The following is an 18,120-nucleotide window of genomic DNA, read 5'->3' on the forward strand; positions in this document are numbered from 1 at the left end:
CTCGAAGCCACTTTTCAGGCTTCTTTCGGAACATCAAGGCAGACATGGAGAATGACAAAAAGAACTAAACAACCACTGTCTTTTTATTATTCTTATGACTGACTTTACCTGAAACCGATACTTCTTATTTTCTCTACACGCTTTAGTTAGCCCAAGGCTGACTAATGTACGTATTTTCCGATAAGGCTAACATAAATAATTGCTCACAAAAACATCTATTGGAGATATATTGATCCATGTCAATACCTCATATTCAAAGATTTTGAAAACAGGTACTTCCCGCACAAATGTAAGCGGATTCATCAATATAAATTTATATTTTAAACTTTGAGCAGATTTTTTTAGATAAAGATTTGTTTTCAGGTCGTCAACTTAATCGTAAGTGTCCTGATGCTCGTTGCCTGTATCCGCAAAAACAGCTGAACGTTACTAATCGCTCCTGCTTACAGTCGTTCCTTTGCCAGTGACGCCAGTGCAGTTGAATCCTTGCCACCTGAGAGATTGAGAATGTGAGCAATGTCTTCCATGACTCACCTTTTTTCGGGCATAAAAAAACTGTATGAAGCCGACTTTTGAATGTTAGTTGTTAAAGCAAAAAAACACCCGCAGTCGTTTTGTTAAATATTTATTCTTATTCCCGCAGTTTGCGTTTTATGTCTGCAGACTGGTGAATAACCGCCACAATGTCAGGCTGGTTATTAACAATATCGTAAAGAACGATGTGCATCCCTACCGGTGTAGCATACAGTTCAGGGTCTACGTCTTTTCTCTGTGTGCCCGCTCTGGGGTTCTCAGCCAGCTATTCAAACTTGTCCCTGATTTTACGCAGATACCTGTTGGCCTGTTCAGTCCCCCAGCGCTCCACTGTATAAAACCAGATGCTCATTACATCGTCTTTTGCTCTCTGGCGAACAGTGTAACTACCCGACATCACGCCTCCCGTTTAATTCATCAAGCAAACGATCCATATCAAAGTCTTTTACAATCGGGCTGTTACGACCGGCTTCTATTTTGTCCTTCAGAACCTGTAACCTGGCTTCATATTCTTGCTCTTCTTTTTCAAAGACCCTGAGCGCTGCCCTAACCGCCTCACTAACAGACTGAAAACGACCCTTTTCTATAAGATCATTGATGAAGTCTTCGTAATGCTGGCCTAATGTTACCGATGTTGTTCTTGCCATAGCTCCGCACCATTTGTGTTAATAATTAACACATATTACTACATTCTGGCGATTCAGCTTTCTATTCTTTTGTTGGGTTGAACGCACAAGACGCCAAACGAGCTTACGGTGATCTGATTTCTGCTACCAAGCAGCTGGCAGCCTGTCGGACTTGAGATTGTCCTTCGCGGTAAGTGAGGAAGATGAGCACAAACACACTATAAAATGAACTTTTTCCCAGCGAGGAACTCAGAATGAATATGATTTATTTAAAGGGAGTCGATAATGGATCCACTAACCACCACACAGCAACAACCGGGCCTGAGTACTGTCTCACCTGAAAACAAGCCCTCTGCTGACATTGAATCGTCAAAGTACCTTCCTGACGCCAGTAACGCAGAAACAGGCAGTGAAACATCTCTTGTAAGCCGAAAAACAGAGCTGGCTCCTGAAAGCCTGTTGAAGGGTGCTCCTTTACCTTTGTACGTAAGTAAGTTTGCTAAAAACAATATGCTGCTTCCTGCTGTATTGAACACACCTGCGACTTCCTCCTTACTCAGGCCACTGGTTCAGTCACAGCAAACCGGTCAGCTGCCTAAGTTGACAGCGGCTTTATCTACGGCCGGCTGGGCTCCAGCCATTGCCCGCACTGTTACTCGTTACGCGATTGCCGATACGGTTCGAACAATATCTGCGCAATTGCTTTATGGCGTGTCTTCTACAATGGAGCTGCCTGAAGGCACCCAGGGTAAAGCTAATTTTGCAGTCAACGGCACTACTGCCACACTAATGACAGTAGCCAGCCAGCCTTTTGCAGCGATGCAAATTAAACAGCAGATGAGAGATCGCAATGTAAAAAAAGCTCAGGAATCTAAAACTATTCTGCAACGAGGCTTCAAAAGAACGCTAACATCGCATTTTCGAGGAGTTACAAGCAATTGCCTTTCCGCTCTGCTGATGTTTTCGATGGATTCAATGGACAGGCAGCAGGTAAAACGACGGGATGAAGGGAAGCTTGGTGATTTTGAAATGAGGGCAACACAGTTTGGTGTGGGTGCAACAGTGGGTTTTATCAATAATATTCTCAAAACCCACGCCAATGGCCGGATACTGGGCAAAACCCATCAGGAAATTTTCAGACAACTGGCTGCTACTGCCGCTAAAAACCCTAAGGTTTTTGTTGCCCAGTTAGCTTATGCAACGGCCATGGGAGGTGTCTCCAATCTGATGTGGAGCGGCACTCTTCAGGCACTGACTGCTACCCATGAAAAGGTTGCTGAATATTACGCTTCGAAAGATGAAACCTAAGTCCGCACTTCCTCCGGGGTGAGGTGAGATGGATTGAGCATACATTTCATCGAACACGCCAGAAAAGCAACAGCCATCAAGATAATCCTGAAAAACCCCTGAAAAAATAGTATTATCCCGACAGATTTATTGGGGCAAGAAATTTTCTTTCGGCCCTGACAAGCTTTACTAGTATTAAATTGTGTAGCTTCCAAGGCAGAGCAGTATTCGAAGCGTGTATCAGCAAACCCTCAGGAAATTTAAAGAGGCTTCTGAAGATGAATCTGTCACCTTACGACCAATGCCGCTGCGATGAAAAACAATGTAGCGTCGGACGCAGCTGTAACATTGTTGCTCTCCTGTTAACCATGGTTCTGATCTCAGGTCTGGCTCAGGCTTCTGTCTGAAAGGTTAACAACCGTTTCTGTATCCATCGCCTTTAAAGATGTAGTGATGGGTATAGATTCACTCACAACCCAAGCTAAAAGCCTTATAATTCCACCTCGATGTACTGAATCAGTTCCCTCCAGCATGCTTGATATCGTTCTCTACCAGCCAGAAATTCCTCCCAATACAGGGAATATCATCCGACTCTGTGCCAATACAGGTTTTCGCCTGCATCTGATCAGGCCTTTGGGTTTTGATCTTGATGATCAGCGTCTGAAAAGGGCCGGGCTGGATTACCATGAGTACGCCAATTTGCAGATTCATGATCACTATCAGGACTTTCTTCAAACAGTGAAACCCAAAAGAGTTCTGGCTTTGAGCACCAAAGGTACCACCCGCTACTCGAAACATGCCTTTGAACCCGGAGATGCCTTGATGTTCGGCCCGGAAACCAGAGGCCTGCCAGCCGATATTTTGAATAGCCTGCCAAAGGATCAGGTACTGCGTTTACCGATGTTGCCTGAAAGCAGAAGCCTGAACTTATCCAATACTGTGGCCGTTATGGTTTACGAGGCCTGGAAGCAGCTGGAATTTATTGGGGGTGAGTGAGAGAAGAGTGTGCCGGTCAACGCCCGGCACACTCTATTTATGAGCTATCTATTTATGAGCTATCTATTTATAAGCTATCAGTCCGTCAGTTAACGGTAGCTTCCTGCTGTTCACGCGCCTGCAGGTAGAGGGCGTCAAAATTGACAGGTGCCAGCATCAGCGGAGGGAAGCTGCCACGCAGAACCAGGTTATCAATGGCTTCACGTGCGTATGGAAACAGAATGTTCGGGCAGAAAGCACCCAGAGTGCGGTGCAATTCCTCATCACCCAATCCTTTGATGAGGAAAACTCCCGCCTGCTGAACTTCAGCCAGGAAAGCCGTTTCTTTCTCTTCTTCAGTGCCGTTCTGGACAGTAATGGTCAGAGACAGTACGACTTCATACATGTCATCGTGCAGCAGACGGTTAGTGGTGTTCAGGTCCAGCTTAACTTCTGGCTGCCACTGCGCCTGAAACATTTCCGGAGACTTTGGCGATTCAAAGGACAGGTCCTTTACGTAAATACGCTGCAGCGCAAACTGCGCCTGATCTTGCTGCTGATTCTCAGCCATTATCTTTTCCTTAAAAACATCGGTTCTAAATTCGCTTCCCACTTATTAGTGGGGATAAAAATACCAGTATCAAGTCTGGTAACCAGCTACTTTCAAAAACGGGCTCGATCCCATGAAGCTTCAGGATACGAGTCCATTTTACTTCAGCAAGTCGTCCAGTCTGCCAGCAGATTCCAGAGCATACAGGTCATCACAACCCCCCACGTGGGTGTCTCCGATCCATATCTGGGGAACTGTGCGCGCACCTGCCTTGCGTGTCATTTCCTGACGGACATCGGGCTTACCGTCGACGCTGATAGTCTGGTAGCTGACCCCTTTGCTGTCCAGCAGCCTGAGCGCCTGATGGCAAAAGGGGCAATAAGCAGAAATATAAAGGGTAACCTGAGCCATCTGTTTTCCATTGTTGCTGACAATGATTCACTCGTCTATCCGGGAGTGAATCATTCTCTGTTAATCTACTTCTTAACCAGAGGGAGACTATCGGCCGTCCAGGTGCCAATACCACCTTTCAGTCGGACAACCTGCTCAAACCCGGCGTCTTTCAATTGCTTGCCAACGGTACCAGCATGCTGCCCCATGGCATCGACGATAACAATCGGCTTGTCTTTGTGTTTGTTCAGCTCGCCGATACGCTCAGCCACTTTGCCATAGGGCATGCTCACGGCATCAACGATATGACCTTTGCTAAAGTCGGTTTTTTCCCTGACGTCAAGTACTATAGCCCCCTGGTGGTTAATCAGCTGAGTCACTTCCTGAGAACCGACGCTCTGTCCGCCCTTACGCATCTCGGTAAAGAGCAGTGCACACACCAAAGCCACCAGAGAACCCACCAGCAGAGGGTGGTTGCCTATAAATTCAATAATCTGTTCCATACCGAACCAGTACTAATATGCCTTAACGAGGGGAAAACAGCTTACTGTCTCTCTATTTAAGGAGAGAACCGCGCCAGTTTTCGTAATTATTTTCCTTGAGGCGACAAGTATACAGGCTGCTAAATAGAGTTACGACTGTGTGAACTAAAAGTGCTCGCTAGTAAATGTCAGCATAACAGGTTATGTATACCCCTCTGAAAGCAGAGAAAATCAGGCTTTGGCGAAAACAATTGTTCTATTCTGCAAATTGTGAATTTCTATCTATCTGTCTCTGGAAACCAGCCGTAAAGCAGGTAGAATTCATGGCCTTCACCTCTCAAAACAGTCCTGAGCCAAAAATGCTGCTCAACCCGGTTTCTGAGAATAGCTGCAATGTTCGCAAAAGCAGTATTTCAAAGACACTATTTTGACCACCATTTTGGCCTTTATGCCCAAGGTTTGATCCATGACTGACAAGCGCAAAACCACCGCCCTGATCATCCTCGATGGTTATGGTTACCGAAAAGAACCTGATTCCAACGCTATCCTGGCTGCCAATACACCGGTCATGGACCGACTCCAGAAGGAGCATCCTTTCAGTTTTGTCTCAGGCTCCGGTATGGATGTGGGCCTGCCCGATGGTCAGATGGGTAACAGCGAAGTCGGCCACATGAACCTCGGTGCCGGTCGGGTGGTTTACCAGGACTTTACCCGTATCACAAAGTCCATTAAGGACGGTGACTTCTTCGAGAATAAAGCATTCACAGACACTATCGACAAAGCTGTCTCAGCAGGAAAAGCGGTTCACATCATGGGACTGTTATCTCCTGGCGGTGTTCACAGTCACGAAGATCATATCAACGCCATGGTGGAACTGGCTGCCAAACGAGGCGCCAAAGAAGTCTATGTTCACGCATTTCTGGATGGCCGCGATACACCACCACGCAGCGCCGAAGCTTCTCTGGCAAAAGCCGACGCTCTCCTGAAGGAAAAAGGTATTGGCAGAGTGGCCAGCCTGATCGGTCGCTATTACGCAATGGATCGTGATAACCGCTGGGAACGAGTCCGGGAAGCCTATGACCTGATGACTCTGGGCAAAGCAGACTTTTCTGCCAAAACTGCTGTAGAAGGACTGCATGCGGCTTATGAGCGTGATGAGAACGACGAATTTGTAAAAGCTACCACCCTTGGTGAAAGCCCGGCCACCATCAATGACGGTGATGCGGTTCTGTTCATGAACTTCCGTGCCGACAGGGCCCGTGAAATCACCCGCGCCTTTGTAGAAAAAGATTTTGACGGTTTCCCACGCTCCAAACAGCCCGCAATGGCCGGATTCGTGATGCTGACTCAGTATGCTGCCAACATCGATACGATCTGTGCCTACCCACCGTCAGAACTCCCTAATACTTTGGGTGAATACATAGAAAAGCTGGGTAAAACACAGCTGCGTATTGCCGAGACTGAAAAATATGCCCACGTCACCTTCTTCTTCAGTGGCGGCAGGGAAGAGCCTTACAAAGGAGAAGAAAGAGTTCTGGTTGCTTCACCCAAAGTAGCCACCTACGACCTCAAGCCTGAAATGAGCGCTCCGGAAGTGACTGAAAAACTGGTCGCTGAAATCAAGAGCGGCAAGCATGACCTGATTGTCTGCAATTACGCTAACTGCGACATGGTGGGTCATACCGGCGTTTTTGATGCCGCTGTGAAAGCCGTGGAAGCCGTCGATCAAGCCATTGGCAGAGTTATTGCCGCGCTGGATGAAACCGGTGGTCAGTGTCTGATTACCGCCGACCACGGTAACGCTGAGCAGATGGTTAACCCTAAAACCGGTCAGGCTCACACAGCCCACACCTGCGAGCTGGTCCCTCTCGTTTACTTTGGACCCAAAGCCATTGACTTGAAAGACGGTATTTTATCTGACATTGCCCCTACCCTGCTGGACCTGATGGGTCTCGAGCAACCTGAAGAGATGACCGGTAAGTCGCTGGTGGGCTGATGCTTCCAGAATATTGGCAAAACAGGACTGGGAGCAGGACGCTGCCAGTCCAGAGCTGTTGTCAGGAGACAGCCAGCAGCTCAACTTCGAAGACCAGAGTTGCATAAGGGCCAATAGCACCACCTGCACCCTGGGCACCGTAAGCCAGATTGTATGGAATAAACAGTTTCCATTTGGAGCCGACGGTCATCAGCTGCAGGGCTTCTGTCCAGCCTGCAATAACGCCGTTAACGGGGAATTCGATAGGCTCACCTCGATCAACAGAACTGTCAAACACAGAACCGTTGAGCAAAGTACCATGGTAGTGAGTGCGAACAGTGGAGTTGGGTCCCGGCTTTTCGCCATTCTCATCACCGGCTACCAGCACTTCGTACTGCAGGCCTGATTCAGTAACAGTAACCTCCTCACGCTTGGCATTTTCAGCCAGGAACTTTTCACCCTCAGCAGACAGCTCCTTGGCTTTCTCGGCTTCCCTGGCCTGGATGCGCTGATGCATTTCATTGAACGCTTCCTGCAGAGCAGAATGCTCAACGGCACTTGGAGCCCCATTCAGGGAGTCAGCCAGACCGGCCAGAACGGCATCGATGGACAGACCTTCAACAGGATTGCTGGCCAGCTGGTCGCCCATTTGACGGCCAATACCATAGCTTACGCGCTCTTCGACACTTGTATATTCGGACATTGAATTATTCACTTTGGGTGAAACTGGTGTAAGCGACTCACATCGCTCAAGGTGACGCCACAAGCCTGCCTTATTCAGTATTCTTACGGCGAAAGGAAGCCATTGTACCACGAACCTGCCCGACTTCAGACTTAAAACCATAAGTGTTGGTAAAACAAAAATGTCGACAACGGGGGAACTAAAAGCCTGAAACTTCTGTCTGAACTTCGAGTCTTTAACAATTTTATAAGGAGTAACTCGTGATTATCAGGAAAATGCCTATTTTGTTCGTGGCCGTGTTATCCATAAGCTTTAGTGCCATCCTCCAGGCTCAGGAAGAGCTGGTCTATGTACTCTGGAGCCTGGATTCCCGTGCCGAAATGTATCTGGTTCAGCGTCTGGACAATGAAAAACCCAGAGTTCTGGTCTCGATCAAGCGGGACATGTACATCGACGATGCGTATCTGGACCATGTTGGGAACATTGCTTACAAACGAAGCCGCACCGACATGATGAGGGGGGATTATGACCCCTCCCGAAACGCTGTGGCTGTGGCCAGAAAAATGGCCCGGGAAATGCTTGCAGAGCAGAAGCCGGTATTGGCCCAAAAGGGGATAGACCCTGCAAAAACACCCATTTCGTTCCTCTATGCAGTGGCTGGCTTTGATGCCGCTACGGCCAAAGAAGGAGATCTACGACACATCTTCTATGACCCACAGGATGCTATCGTCGTTCAGGAACATGCAGAAAAAGCCATTAAGGAAACCTTTCAGAGTAGCGGAATAGCTCTGACAGACATCAGGACTACCTACCATACCGCATTGATCGGGGAAGCTATGAAACTGATGAACGCAGAAGATGAGCTGTTCGTTTTTAAAACCACCTACGATGTGGTCTGTTCTATGGAGCAGGGCGAGTTAGAAGCCCTCGATATGAAAATGCTGTACAGTGATGACTTGGAGCGTGCCGCTGAAACCCCTGGCATGCCAATGATGATTCCCAAACCCGTTCCCAGTGGCAGCGTTCACAGCATCGGGGCCTTCGCCAGTGACGAGCTTTTTGCCAATACCGAAACAACAATAACATCTTGCAAAGACACTCTAACGGCATGTAAGGCAAAGCAGACACAATGGAAAGAGAAACTGGCACAATGGAAAGAGAAACTGGCACAATCGGAAGAACCTATCTCTCCCCAACAGTATCAGGAGATGGATTCAGAATTATCTGCCTGCGACGCCGATGTAGAGACCTGTCTGGGAGAAGTGGATCTGCTGCTAGGCCACAAGTATCTAAAACTACACATTGATCCAGAGGCGTCAGACACTGAGTTCTTTGACCGCTATTCGCAACGCAAGAGAAATAATGAGCTGGGCTACAAAATCCTGATGCTCAGACTGCAGGATGCAGAAGCGCCAACAGCTCTCAAAATGTGGTACGTTGATCAAATGAAAGACAACATGATACCCACTCTGAGTCAGATAGAGAAACTTGCTACAAGCATGATTGCCAAAGCGGCAGAAAAGGGAAAATCCAATCCGCCCAATGTCTACTTTCTTGGGGAGTACGCCGAAATCATCGAGATTAATTTTGTCAATGCCTTGTTCAGAGAGTTCCTTGAGAATTTGGGGCTGACATACTCCTACATCAACAAGCAGGAGACTGATCAATTGATAGTGGCTGGAGCTCTGAGGATTATCGACTCACTCCGTCAGGCTAATCACTAAGCCCGATAAGCGGGAGAGGTGCTATAAAGCTCTTCCGCGTTATTCCATTTGAGTTAGTTTTCTTTCCCTGTCCAAAGCCCATAATCTGAGTCTTAATCGCTTGGTCCATGTAAACGGGCCTTGGTGCATCACCTTTGAGTTTGAAGGGCAGGATGCAATCAGAGTTGATTATGAGCAGTACCACTGAGGAAGAAATTATGTCCAAGAGAATCAGAAGCAGAAAGCCGACCCATCCCGGACAGATTGTAAAAATGGATGTGCTTGAGCCTTTGAATCTTTCGGTCACTGAAGCGGCAAAAGTTCTGAATGTTTCCAGAAAGCATTTATCCGCTTTCGTGAACGAACGAATACCATGCAGCAAGGATATGGCTAAGCGCCTGGCTATTGCTCTGGGTACCTCTGTAGATGTATGGCTCGGAATGCAAAATGCTCTGGATATTTGGGAAATGGAAAACAGTAATGATGAGTGCTATCAGGCCGTCGGAAAACTGGCTACCGGCTGAAACGAATTCTGCACAGTCATCCACTTACGCGCTCTTCGACACTTGTATATTCGGACATTGAATTATTCACTTTGGGTGAAACAGGTGTAAGCGATTCACATCGCTCAAGCTGACGCCACAAGCCTGCCTTTTCAGTATTCTTACGGCGAAAGGAAGCCATTGTACCACGAACCTGCCCGACTTAAGACTTAAAACCATAAAACAAGAATGTCGACAACAACGGAACTAAAAGCCTGAAACTCCTGTCCAATCTTCGAGTCTTTAACAATTTTATAAGGAGTAACTCATGATTATCAGGAAAGTGCCTATTTTGTTCGTGGCCCTGTTTTCCATAAGCTTCAGTGCCATCCTCCAGGCTCAGGAAGAGCTGGTCTATGTACTCTGGAGCCTGGATTCCCGTGCCGAAATGTATCTGGTTCAGCGTCTGGACAATGACAAACCCAGAATTCTGGTCTCGATCAAGCGGGACATGAGCATCGACGATGCGTATCTGGACCATGATGGAAACATTGCTTCCAAACGAACCCGCAGCGACATGGAGAGCGGTAATTATGACCCCTCTAGAAACGCTGTGGCTGTGGCCAGAAAAATGGCTCGGGAAATGCTTGCACAGCAGAAGCCGGTATTGGCCCTAAAGGGGATAGACCCTGCAAAAACACCCGCTTCGCTCCTCTATGCTGTGGCTGGCTTTGATGCCGCCACGTCCAAAGAAGGAGATTTACTGCAGGTCTTCTATGACCCACAGGATGTTATCGTCGTTCAGGAACATGCAGAAAAAGCCATTAAGGAAACCTTTCGGAGTAGCGGAATAGCTCTGACAGACATCAGGACTACCCACCATACCGCATTGATCGGGGAAGCTATGAAACTGATGAACGCAGAAGATGAGCTGTTCGTTTTTAAAACCACCCACGATGTGTTGTGTTCTATGGAACAGGGCGAGTTAAAAACCGTTGATATGAAAATGCTGTACAGGGATGACATAGAGCGTGCCGCTAAAACCCTTAGCATGCCAATGATCGCTGCCAAACTGCCCCTTCCAAGTGGCAGCGTTCACAGTATCGGGGCCTTCGCCAGTGACGAGTTTTTTGCCAATGCCGAAACAACATATTGCGAAGACACTTATACGGCATGTAAGGCAAAGCAGACACAATGGAAAGAGAAACTGGCACAATCAGAAGAATCTATCTCTCTCCAACAGTACCGGGAGATGGATTCAGAATTATCTGCCTGCGACGCCGATTTAAAGGCCTGTCTGATAGAACAGCGACTGATACTAAGCCGCCAGTATCTGAAACAACAAATTGATCCAGAGGCGTCAGACACTGAGTTCTTTGACCGCTATTCGCAACGCAAGAGAAATAATGAGCTGGGCTACAAAATCCTGATGCTCAGACTGCAGGATGCAAAAGCGCCAACAGCTCTCAAAATGTGGTATGTTGCTCAAATGAAAGACAACATGATACCCACTCTGAGACAGATAAAGAAACGCGCTGCAAACATGATTGCCAAAGCGGCAGAAAAGGGAATATCCAATCCGCCCAATGTCTACTTTCTTGGGGAGTACGCCGAAATCATCGAGATTGATTTTGTCAATGCCTTGTTCAGAGAGTTCCTTGAGAATTTGGGGCTGAAGTACTCTTACATCAACAAGCAGGAGACTGATCAATTGATAGCGGCTGGAGCTCTGAGGATTATCGACTCACTCCGTCAGGCTAATCGCTGAGCCCGATAAGCGGGAGAGGTGCTATAACGCCCTTCCGCGTTATTCCATTTGAGTCAGTTTTCTTTCCCTGTCCAGAGCCCATAATCTGAGTCTTAATGCTTTTGTTCACTACCCCCCCGATGGGTTGTACCACGAACCTGCCCGACTTCAGACTTAACACCATAGGTATTGATAAAACAAGAATATCGACAACAAAGGAACTAAAAGCCTGAAATTCCTGTCTAAACTTTGAGTCTTTATGAATTTGTAAGGAGTAATTCATGATTATCAGAAAAGTACCTATTCTGTTCGTGGCCCTGTTTTCCATAAGCTTCAGTGCCATCCTCCAGGCTCAGGAAGAGCTGGTCTATGTACTCTGGAGCTTGAATTCCCGTGCCGAAATGTATCTGGTTCAGCGTCTGGACAATGACAAACCCAGAGTTCTGGTCTCGATCAAGCGGGACATGAGTATCGACGAAGCGTATCTGGATCATGTTGGGAACATTGCTTCCAAACGAACCCGCACCGACATGAAGAGCGGTGATTATGACCCCTCCCGAAACGCTGTGGCTGTGGCCAGAAAAATGGCCCGGGAAATGCTTGCAGAGCAGAAGCCGGTATTGGCCCAAAAGGGGATAAATCCTGCAAAAACACCCGCTTCGTTCCTCTATGCAGTGGCTGGCCTTGATGCCGCCACGGCCAAAGAAGGAGATGTACTACACATCTTCTTTAACCCACAAGATGTTATCGACATTCAGAAACAGGCAGAAACTGCCATTAAGGAAACCTTTCAGGATAGCGGAATAGCTCTGACAGACATCAGGACTACCCGCGATACCGCATTGATCGGGGAAGCTATGAAACTGATGAACGCTGAAGATGAGCTGTTCGTTTTTAAAACCACCTACGATCTGGTGTGCTCCATGGAGCAGGGAACCTTAAAAACCGTTGATATGAAAATGTTCTATAGAGATAGCAAAGAGGATTTCAGAGATAGTTTCAAGATGCCAGTAATGAGGGTTCCCAAGCCACGCAAGCCCCCCAAATCCATTCCCAGTGGCAGCGTTCACAGCATTGGCGCCTTCGCCAGTGACGAGTTTTTTATCAATACCGAAACAGATTGCAAAGACAATTTACAGACATGTCGGGCAAAGATGAAACGATGGGAAGAATACAAGTCTGACCAACAGTTCCAGGAGATTACTTCAGATGCATATGCTTGTCTTGAAGGAACAAAAACCTGTATGGAAGAGCTGAAACTGCAAGCAGACAAGATCGCTGCCTACTTCTATCTGAAGCAAAATATTGATTCAGAGGCATCAACCTCTGAGTTCTTTGACCGCTATTCCCAACGCAAGAGAAAAAATGAGCTGGGCCATAGAATCCTGTTACTCAGACTACAGGATTCAGAAGCACCAGTGGCTCTCAAAGAGTGGTATGTTGACCATATGAAAGCCACCATGGAACCCACTCTGAGAGAGATCCAGAAACGTGCTGCAGGCATGATCGCCAAAGCGGAAGAAAAGGGAAAATCCAATCCGCCCCATGTTTACTTTCTGGGAGAGTACGCCGAAATCAACGAGATTGATTTTGTCAATGCCTTATTCAGAGAACGCTTTAAGGAATGGGGGCTGACTTACTCCTACATCAACAAGCAGGAGACTGATCAATTGATAGCGGCTGGGGCCCTGAGGGTTATGCACTCACTCCGTCAGGCTAATCACTGAGACCGATAAGCGGGAGAGGTGCTATAAAGCTCTTCCGCGTTATTCCATTCGAGTCAGTTTTCTTTCCCTGTCCAAAGCCCAACAGGCAAAATCTTCAGCCAACTCAATCTGCCCACTGAAAACCGATTGAGCTTCGCTTCTGAGTGCTTCAACCGATGAGGCAAAGTCAGACGCATGTTTTCGATAACGACCACTGATGTGAGTCAGGATGATATGACTGACTCCACCTTTTTCCGCTGCTTCACCCACCATTCTGGCGGTACTGTGCATATATTGGGGTCCGACTTTTTTCAGAACAGGTTCCGTAAAGGTGGCTTCATGCACCAGCACATCAACACCTTTCATGGCGTCTATCAGCAGATCAGGCTGGTCATTATCCCCACCAATAATAGCCACCCTGCCTGACCGGGGCGGCTGCCTTACATCTCGAGGATGAATAACCCTGCCATCCGGTGAGGTGACACTATTGCCATTTTGCAATGCACCCCAAAGCGCTCCCCTTGGCACGCCCAACGCTTCCAGTTTGTCCTGATCCATTGATTGCATTACAGGCTTCTCTGCGAAGCGATAGGCATAGCTGGGAACGCGATGGGACAGCTCATGGGAAGTCACTTTAAAATTCTTATCCTGAAAGTGAAAACCCGATTGATCACTGCGAATAAAATTCAGTTCAAAGGGCATATTGCGAACGGCAGCACATTTGAGTGAGTGTCTGACAAAACTTTCCACGCCTTCTGGTGCACAGATTGTTAAGGGGGCTCTCCTGCCCTGCATACTGGCACTGGTGATCAAGCCTGGCAATCCAAAAATATGGTCACCATGAACGTGGGTAATGAAAATACCTGCAAGATTGGACAGCGTGTAACGGTTCTTTGTTCGCTGAGGGCTTTCTATCTGCTGAGGGCTCTTTATCAACAGTCGCTGCTGAGTTCCTTCACCACAATCAACCAGATACCAGTCTCGACTTTCATCCAGAGCCAGGGCCATTGCGGTCACATTTCTGTCTGCGGTAGGAGACCCTGCCGAGGTTCCGAGAAAAGTAAATCTCATAAAATCGTCGTTTACCTGCACAGTATTCCCAGATGGGTTATGCCGTCTTTCTGCTTTTGAAACAGCATAACACGTTACAGGGAGCGGAAAACAAATCGGAAGCAACCTGCATATAAGTATGTGAAAGCCCGATCATTCAGGGCATACTGAAACATCTACTAAAAAAATCAATGGCATTTGAGTATGAGAATCACGGCTGCAAACCTGATGTTCGCCGTAGTCCTGACTCTGTTCAATTTTATGAACAGCGGAACGGCCCACGCAGAATCCGTGGAAAAAGAATCACCCCAGACTCAGCTGGAGGCGATCAACGGGGACATTAAACATCTGAAAAAGCTGCTGGACAAGCTCAACAACGAACGCTCATCTGCCGAGAGGCACTTGCAATCTACCGAAACAGAAATAAGCCAGCTGCAAAACTCTATTCGTAAAATAGAAAAAGCTCTTGAGCAGGGGCAAGCCGACATAAAAAAGCTCGAAAGCCGTCAGCAGGCTCTGACGGCGCAGAAAAATAAAGAAAAAAGTCGCATCGCCAACAGTGTACGCTCCATTTATTTTGCCAGCCGCGACAATCGGCTGAAGTTACTATTGAATCAGGAAGATCCGGAAGAAGTATCCAGACACCTGACCTACCTGAAGCATCTTCAGAAAGCTCAGCTGGAGGCTATCGAAGCTTTCGAGAAAACGCTGACCGACATAGAAGACAACAGACAACAGCAGCAGGCTCTGAACGACAGACTGGAAAAACAGCAAGCGGACCTTACCCAAAAACAGGACCGGTTGATTAAATCCAGAAATGACCGGAAGCAGTTAATCTCCAGAATCAATGATCAATTCAAAAGCAATGACCGGGAGCTGGACTCCCTCAATCGACAAAAGCAACAGCTGCAGGCACTTCTGGCCCAACTGGCTGCCAGAAAACCAGCCAGTTCTCCTATTCAGCAGTCCAGGGGAAAACTTTCCTGGCCGGTTAAAGGTCGGGTTTTGTACGGTTTCAACCAGCAGCGACCAGATACTCGAATTCGCTGGAAGGGGATTCTTATTTCGGTAAAAGCCGGAACCAAAGTCAATGCCATACACGACGGCACTGTCATTTTTTCTAACTGGCTAAGAGGTTACGGTCAGCTGATTATTGTAGACCATGGTAATCACTACCTGTCGCTGTACGCACACAACCAATGGCTACTGAAGAAAGAAGGTGAGACAGTTCTGGCCGGAGAGGAACTGGCACTCAGCGGTCAGTCAGGGGGGCAGAACGAACCCGGAGTCTATCTGGAAATCCGACACAGGGGAAAACCGCAGAATCCAGTTCCATGGTTATCAAAATTGTAACAGAGGAATCATAAAACATCGTCCCATAAAAGATTGCAGAAACGGTGGGTTGAACCGATAAAACAGAGAGCTTTGGGTTTTCTTATCCCTTATTTTTCCGGCTGAACCTGGAGCTTGAAAGACAGTGCACAGCGCAGTCTGTTAAATAAAGCTGCCTATACTTCAGTACCGGACCACCGGGATGTCGGCCACCGGAATCGGACCACCAGAATGCCGGACCACCGGAATGCCGGACCACCGGGATGCCGGACCACCGGGATGCCGGACCACCGGAATGCCGGACCACCGGGATGCCGGACCATCCAAACCACGAACATTGCCGCAGGATCAGAAATAGCGGCATTTTCACCATAAATGTGCAGGGAGAATTCATGACAACATCTTTTTCTACTTCCCGGCAGCCGATGCCACAATGGATAAAAGCCGCTGTGCTGGCATTGGCATCCGGGTTTGCCCTGCAAGGCTGGTCAGCCCCTGTTGACCGGGGAGATAAGCCCGCCCCGGCAGCGGTTGAACCCGCCGAGTCAGAAGCCGATGACAAAGCGGCAAAGGAAGAGAAGAAAGGCGCACTGCCACTGGAAGAATTGCGTACCTTCACCGAGGCCCTGCAACTTATCAAAAGTGCCTATGTTGAAGATATAGATGACAAGACGCTTCTGGATAATGCCATCCAGGGTATGGTTTCAGGCCTGGACCCCCATTCCTCTTACCTGAAACCAGACGAATTTAAAGAACTTGAAATCAATACCTCCGGCAAGTTTGGCGGACTGGGTATCGAAGTCGGAATGGAAAATGGTTTTATCAAGGTCATCGCTCCTATTGATGACACCCCGGCCCAGAAAGCCGGTGTAAAGGCAGGCGACCTGATCATCAAGCTGGATGACACTTCCGTGAAAGGTATGACTCTGATGGAGTCTGTCGATAAGATGCGTGGCAAGCCCGGAGAGCCTATCAAGTTAACGATAGTTCGTGAAGGGGCGCCCAAACCCATCAACCTGGTTGTCAAACGCGACATCATCAAAGTACAGAGTGTCAAGTCCCGGGTTCTTGAGGATGGCTATGGTTACATTCGCCTGAGCCAGTTCCAGTCTGAGTCTGACAAGGAGCTGGTTGAACACCTTAACAAACTCAAAAAATCTCAGAACGGGAAACTGAAAGGTCTGGTACTGGATCTTCGAAATAACCCCGGCGGTGTTCTTCAGTCAGCAGTGGGAGTTGTAGACGCCTTTATCAAAGAAGGACTGATCGTCTACACCAAAGGAAATATCCCCAACTCTCAGCTCAGCTTTAAAGCCAGCAAAGATGATCCTTCCGAAGGTATGCCCCTGGTAGTGCTGATCAATGGTGGTTCAGCATCGGCTTCTGAAATCGTCGCTGGAGCCCTGCAAGACCATCACAGAGCCGTTCTGGTCGGCACCGAATCTTTCGGCAAAGGCTCCGTTCAAACCGTACTACCTCTGAGAAATAATAAAGAGAAAGGTCTGAAACTTACTACGGCTCTCTATTACACGCCCAATGGTCGTTCAATTCAGGCCGAGGGTATAAAGCCTGATATTTTTGTACCAAGGGCTAAAGTGACACCTGAAGAAGACGTATCCGATTACAAGGAGGCGGACTTGCAGGGTCATCTTACCAACGGCAATAAAAAGACTGAAAAAGGCAAACACAAGAAAAGCAAACAGCTCAAAGACAAGCAGAAGGACGAGTCGGGTTCTCTGGCCGAGCAAGATTATCAGTTAAGCCAGGCTCTCAATGTTCTTAAGGGCATTCATATAAATGCTACCCGGGACAAGAAAAAGCCCTCTGCATTGGCCGAAGAACCCAAAGAGACTATAAAAACAGCAACGACTCTTTAAGCTTCGTAAAAAAACCGTCTGGAACCGTTCAGACGGTTTTTTTACAAGCCATTAAAAAACAGAAAGCCAGATGCATTCACCGCATTTCAGAACCTGAATTCAATCCCCAGACTGATGACAGGCTGATCTCTACTGTCAGACCTGGTACGTTGCAATAACGTGTTGGCTGTAGACTCCGAAACAGTGCTCTCTACCGCTTCAGGCCCTGTGTCCAGAAAAGTACCTAAGTCAACACTGAGATCGACTCGTTTTGCATCATCAAGAAGTTTTTTCCAACCGACACCGACATAGGCTTGCTGCCCTTCACCAGAAAAATAGGCCTTCCCCAGTTTCTTCGAGTCACCCGAAAATGCTCCTGCAGAGACCCTGAAGCCACTTTCAAAGGGGTAGTAATCAATCAACAGACCGTTTTTTGAAGCAGAGCTGTGAGTATCGGGAACAGAAAGACCATCACCGATCAACGAATAAGCACGAAGACCAAAAGTGTGGCTGCTTGCTGGTTGTTGGCTGCTCAAAACCTCACCGCCGGTTTCTACAGGGATAAAGTCGGCATCATCTGCCAGAGTATTTACGGAAAGCATGATGCAGACTGCGAAGATTGAAGGACCGCCGTTCATTATCCTTTCTCCGGGAATCACGATTTGGAACAGGGATCTTTCCCCTATCCTCTCCGGAAAAGCCGAAGCAAGTCAACCATTCAACGAGTGAATCCTGAAAGCAAC

Annotated in this window: 18 protein-coding genes; 9 read left to right on the top strand and 9 right to left on the bottom strand. The window is 47.8% G+C overall.

The annotated features are described in order from the left end of the window. Positions 1-631: 631 nt before the first annotated feature. From ACOJUN_RS03650 to ACOJUN_RS03660, 3 genes are read right to left on the bottom strand one after another with little or no spacing between them, the layout of a single operon-like run. Positions 632-799: a type II toxin-antitoxin system RelE/ParE family toxin gene (locus tag ACOJUN_RS03650; RefSeq protein WP_422137039.1), complete on the bottom strand. Its 168-nt coding sequence runs from the start codon at positions 797-799 to the stop codon at positions 632-634. Continuing rightward, the gene (locus tag ACOJUN_RS03655; RefSeq protein WP_422135311.1) at positions 800-931 is read right to left on the bottom strand and encodes a type II toxin-antitoxin system RelE/ParE family toxin; all 132 of its coding nucleotides are present in this window, start codon (positions 929-931) and stop codon (positions 800-802) included. Continuing rightward, positions 921-1,181 carry a type II toxin-antitoxin system ParD family antitoxin gene (locus ACOJUN_RS03660; protein ID WP_422135312.1) on the bottom strand — a complete coding sequence of 87 codons (261 nt, stop codon included), beginning with the start codon at positions 1,179-1,181 and terminating at the stop codon, positions 921-923. The genes ACOJUN_RS03655 and ACOJUN_RS03660 overlap by 11 nt, the downstream gene beginning before the upstream one ends. A gap of 264 nt (positions 1,182-1,445) precedes the next feature. Between ACOJUN_RS03660 and ACOJUN_RS03665 the strand changes: the two genes are divergently transcribed. Then, positions 1,446-2,468 (top strand): hypothetical protein, encoded by a 1,023-nt coding sequence (locus ACOJUN_RS03665; protein WP_422135313.1) that lies wholly within the window; start codon positions 1,446-1,448, stop codon positions 2,466-2,468. A gap of 510 nt (positions 2,469-2,978) precedes the next feature. Further along, on the top strand, positions 2,979-3,443 hold the full coding sequence (gene trmL / locus ACOJUN_RS03670; RefSeq protein ID WP_422135314.1) for a tRNA (uridine(34)/cytosine(34)/5-carboxymethylaminomethyluridine(34)-2'-O)-methyltransferase TrmL: 465 nt from the start codon (positions 2,979-2,981) through the stop codon (positions 3,441-3,443). Between the two features lie 85 nt (positions 3,444-3,528). On the opposite strand, the gene secB is transcribed toward trmL, so the two are convergent. The 3 genes from secB to ACOJUN_RS03685 form a co-directional block, all read right to left on the bottom strand. Continuing rightward, on the bottom strand, positions 3,529-3,993 hold the full coding sequence (gene secB / locus ACOJUN_RS03675; protein WP_422135315.1) for a protein-export chaperone SecB: 465 nt from the start codon (positions 3,991-3,993) through the stop codon (positions 3,529-3,531). A 138-nt stretch (positions 3,994-4,131) separates the two neighbouring features. Further along, a complete protein-coding gene (gene grxC / locus ACOJUN_RS03680; protein WP_422135316.1) occupies positions 4,132-4,383 on the bottom strand; it encodes a glutaredoxin 3 in 252 nt (83 codons plus the stop codon). 65 nt (positions 4,384-4,448) lie between these two features. Further along, positions 4,449-4,865 carry a rhodanese-like domain-containing protein gene (locus tag ACOJUN_RS03685; protein WP_422135317.1) on the bottom strand — a complete coding sequence of 139 codons (417 nt, stop codon included), beginning with the start codon at positions 4,863-4,865 and terminating at the stop codon, positions 4,449-4,451. Positions 4,866-5,310: 445 nt separating this feature from the next. On the opposite strand from ACOJUN_RS03685, the gene gpmM reads away from it, so the two are divergent. Then, positions 5,311-6,840 carry a 2,3-bisphosphoglycerate-independent phosphoglycerate mutase gene (gene gpmM, locus ACOJUN_RS03690; RefSeq protein ID WP_422135318.1) on the top strand — a complete coding sequence of 510 codons (1,530 nt, stop codon included), beginning with the start codon at positions 5,311-5,313 and terminating at the stop codon, positions 6,838-6,840. A 61-nt stretch (positions 6,841-6,901) separates the two neighbouring features. Here the strand turns inward: gpmM and ACOJUN_RS03695 are convergent, their stop codons facing one another. Continuing rightward, positions 6,902-7,522: an FKBP-type peptidyl-prolyl cis-trans isomerase gene (locus ACOJUN_RS03695; protein ID WP_422135319.1), complete on the bottom strand. Its 621-nt coding sequence runs from the start codon at positions 7,520-7,522 to the stop codon at positions 6,902-6,904. A 239-nt stretch (positions 7,523-7,761) separates the two neighbouring features. Between ACOJUN_RS03695 and ACOJUN_RS03700 the strand changes: the two genes are divergently transcribed. The 4 genes from ACOJUN_RS03700 (at position 7,762) to ACOJUN_RS03715 (ending at position 13,160) form a co-directional block, all read left to right on the top strand. Then, positions 7,762-9,225 carry a hypothetical protein gene (locus ACOJUN_RS03700; protein WP_422135320.1) on the top strand — a complete coding sequence of 488 codons (1,464 nt, stop codon included), beginning with the start codon at positions 7,762-7,764 and terminating at the stop codon, positions 9,223-9,225. A gap of 197 nt (positions 9,226-9,422) precedes the next feature. Beyond that, a complete protein-coding gene (locus ACOJUN_RS03705; protein ID WP_422135321.1) occupies positions 9,423-9,728 on the top strand; it encodes a HigA family addiction module antitoxin in 306 nt (101 codons plus the stop codon). A gap of 286 nt (positions 9,729-10,014) precedes the next feature. Continuing rightward, positions 10,015-11,454, top strand: a complete 1,440-nt coding sequence (locus tag ACOJUN_RS03710; RefSeq protein ID WP_422135322.1) for a hypothetical protein — start codon at positions 10,015-10,017, stop codon at positions 11,452-11,454. 260 nt (positions 11,455-11,714) lie between these two features. Then, the gene (locus tag ACOJUN_RS03715) at positions 11,715-13,160 is read left to right on the top strand and encodes a hypothetical protein (protein ID WP_422135323.1); all 1,446 of its coding nucleotides are present in this window, start codon (positions 11,715-11,717) and stop codon (positions 13,158-13,160) included. A gap of 39 nt (positions 13,161-13,199) precedes the next feature. On the opposite strand, the gene ACOJUN_RS03720 is transcribed toward ACOJUN_RS03715, so the two are convergent. After that, the gene (locus ACOJUN_RS03720) at positions 13,200-14,147 is read right to left on the bottom strand and encodes an MBL fold metallo-hydrolase (protein ID WP_422137040.1); all 948 of its coding nucleotides are present in this window, start codon (positions 14,145-14,147) and stop codon (positions 13,200-13,202) included. 246 nt (positions 14,148-14,393) lie between these two features. On the opposite strand from ACOJUN_RS03720, the gene ACOJUN_RS03725 reads away from it, so the two are divergent. Continuing rightward, the gene (locus tag ACOJUN_RS03725) at positions 14,394-15,542 is read left to right on the top strand and encodes a murein hydrolase activator EnvC family protein (protein ID WP_422135324.1); all 1,149 of its coding nucleotides are present in this window, start codon (positions 14,394-14,396) and stop codon (positions 15,540-15,542) included. A 371-nt stretch (positions 15,543-15,913) separates the two neighbouring features. Then, on the top strand, positions 15,914-17,398 hold the full coding sequence (locus ACOJUN_RS03730; RefSeq protein ID WP_422135325.1) for a S41 family peptidase: 1,485 nt from the start codon (positions 15,914-15,916) through the stop codon (positions 17,396-17,398). Between the two features lie 86 nt (positions 17,399-17,484). Here the strand turns inward: ACOJUN_RS03730 and ACOJUN_RS03735 are convergent, their stop codons facing one another. Continuing rightward, positions 17,485-17,979, bottom strand: coding sequence for a hypothetical protein (locus ACOJUN_RS03735; protein WP_422135326.1), 495 nt, complete (start codon positions 17,977-17,979; stop codon positions 17,485-17,487). Positions 17,980-18,120 lie beyond the last annotated feature (141 nt).

The sequence above is a fragment of the Endozoicomonas sp. ALD040 genome (genome assembly GCF_049275945.1).
Lineage (GTDB): Bacteria > Pseudomonadota > Gammaproteobacteria > Pseudomonadales > Endozoicomonadaceae > Endozoicomonas_A.

Coding starts and splice junctions, on each gene's coding strand:
- ACOJUN_RS03655 (WP_422135311.1), bottom strand. CDS start 931: ATGTCGGGTAGTTACACTGTTCGCCAGAGAGCAAAAGACGATGTAATG.
- ACOJUN_RS03660 (WP_422135312.1), bottom strand. CDS start 1,181: ATGGCAAGAACAACATCGGTAACATTAGGCCAGCATTACGAAGACTTC.
- ACOJUN_RS03665 (WP_422135313.1), top strand. CDS start 1,446: ATGGATCCACTAACCACCACACAGCAACAACCGGGCCTGAGTACTGTC.
- trmL (WP_422135314.1), top strand. CDS start 2,979: ATGCTTGATATCGTTCTCTACCAGCCAGAAATTCCTCCCAATACAGGG.
- secB (WP_422135315.1), bottom strand. CDS start 3,993: ATGGCTGAGAATCAGCAGCAAGATCAGGCGCAGTTTGCGCTGCAGCGT.
- grxC (WP_422135316.1), bottom strand. CDS start 4,383: ATGGCTCAGGTTACCCTTTATATTTCTGCTTATTGCCCCTTTTGCCAT.
- ACOJUN_RS03685 (WP_422135317.1), bottom strand. CDS start 4,865: ATGGAACAGATTATTGAATTTATAGGCAACCACCCTCTGCTGGTGGGT.
- gpmM (WP_422135318.1), top strand. CDS start 5,311: ATGACTGACAAGCGCAAAACCACCGCCCTGATCATCCTCGATGGTTAT.
- ACOJUN_RS03695 (WP_422135319.1), bottom strand. CDS start 7,522: ATGTCCGAATATACAAGTGTCGAAGAGCGCGTAAGCTATGGTATTGGC.
- ACOJUN_RS03705 (WP_422135321.1), top strand. CDS start 9,423: ATGTCCAAGAGAATCAGAAGCAGAAAGCCGACCCATCCCGGACAGATT.
- ACOJUN_RS03710 (WP_422135322.1), top strand. CDS start 10,015: ATGATTATCAGGAAAGTGCCTATTTTGTTCGTGGCCCTGTTTTCCATA.
- ACOJUN_RS03715 (WP_422135323.1), top strand. CDS start 11,715: ATGATTATCAGAAAAGTACCTATTCTGTTCGTGGCCCTGTTTTCCATA.
- ACOJUN_RS03720 (WP_422137040.1), bottom strand. CDS start 14,147: ATGGCCCTGGCTCTGGATGAAAGTCGAGACTGGTATCTGGTTGATTGT.
- ACOJUN_RS03725 (WP_422135324.1), top strand. CDS start 14,394: ATGAGAATCACGGCTGCAAACCTGATGTTCGCCGTAGTCCTGACTCTG.
- ACOJUN_RS03730 (WP_422135325.1), top strand. CDS start 15,914: ATGACAACATCTTTTTCTACTTCCCGGCAGCCGATGCCACAATGGATA.
- ACOJUN_RS03735 (WP_422135326.1), bottom strand. CDS start 17,979: ATGCTTTCCGTAAATACTCTGGCAGATGATGCCGACTTTATCCCTGTA.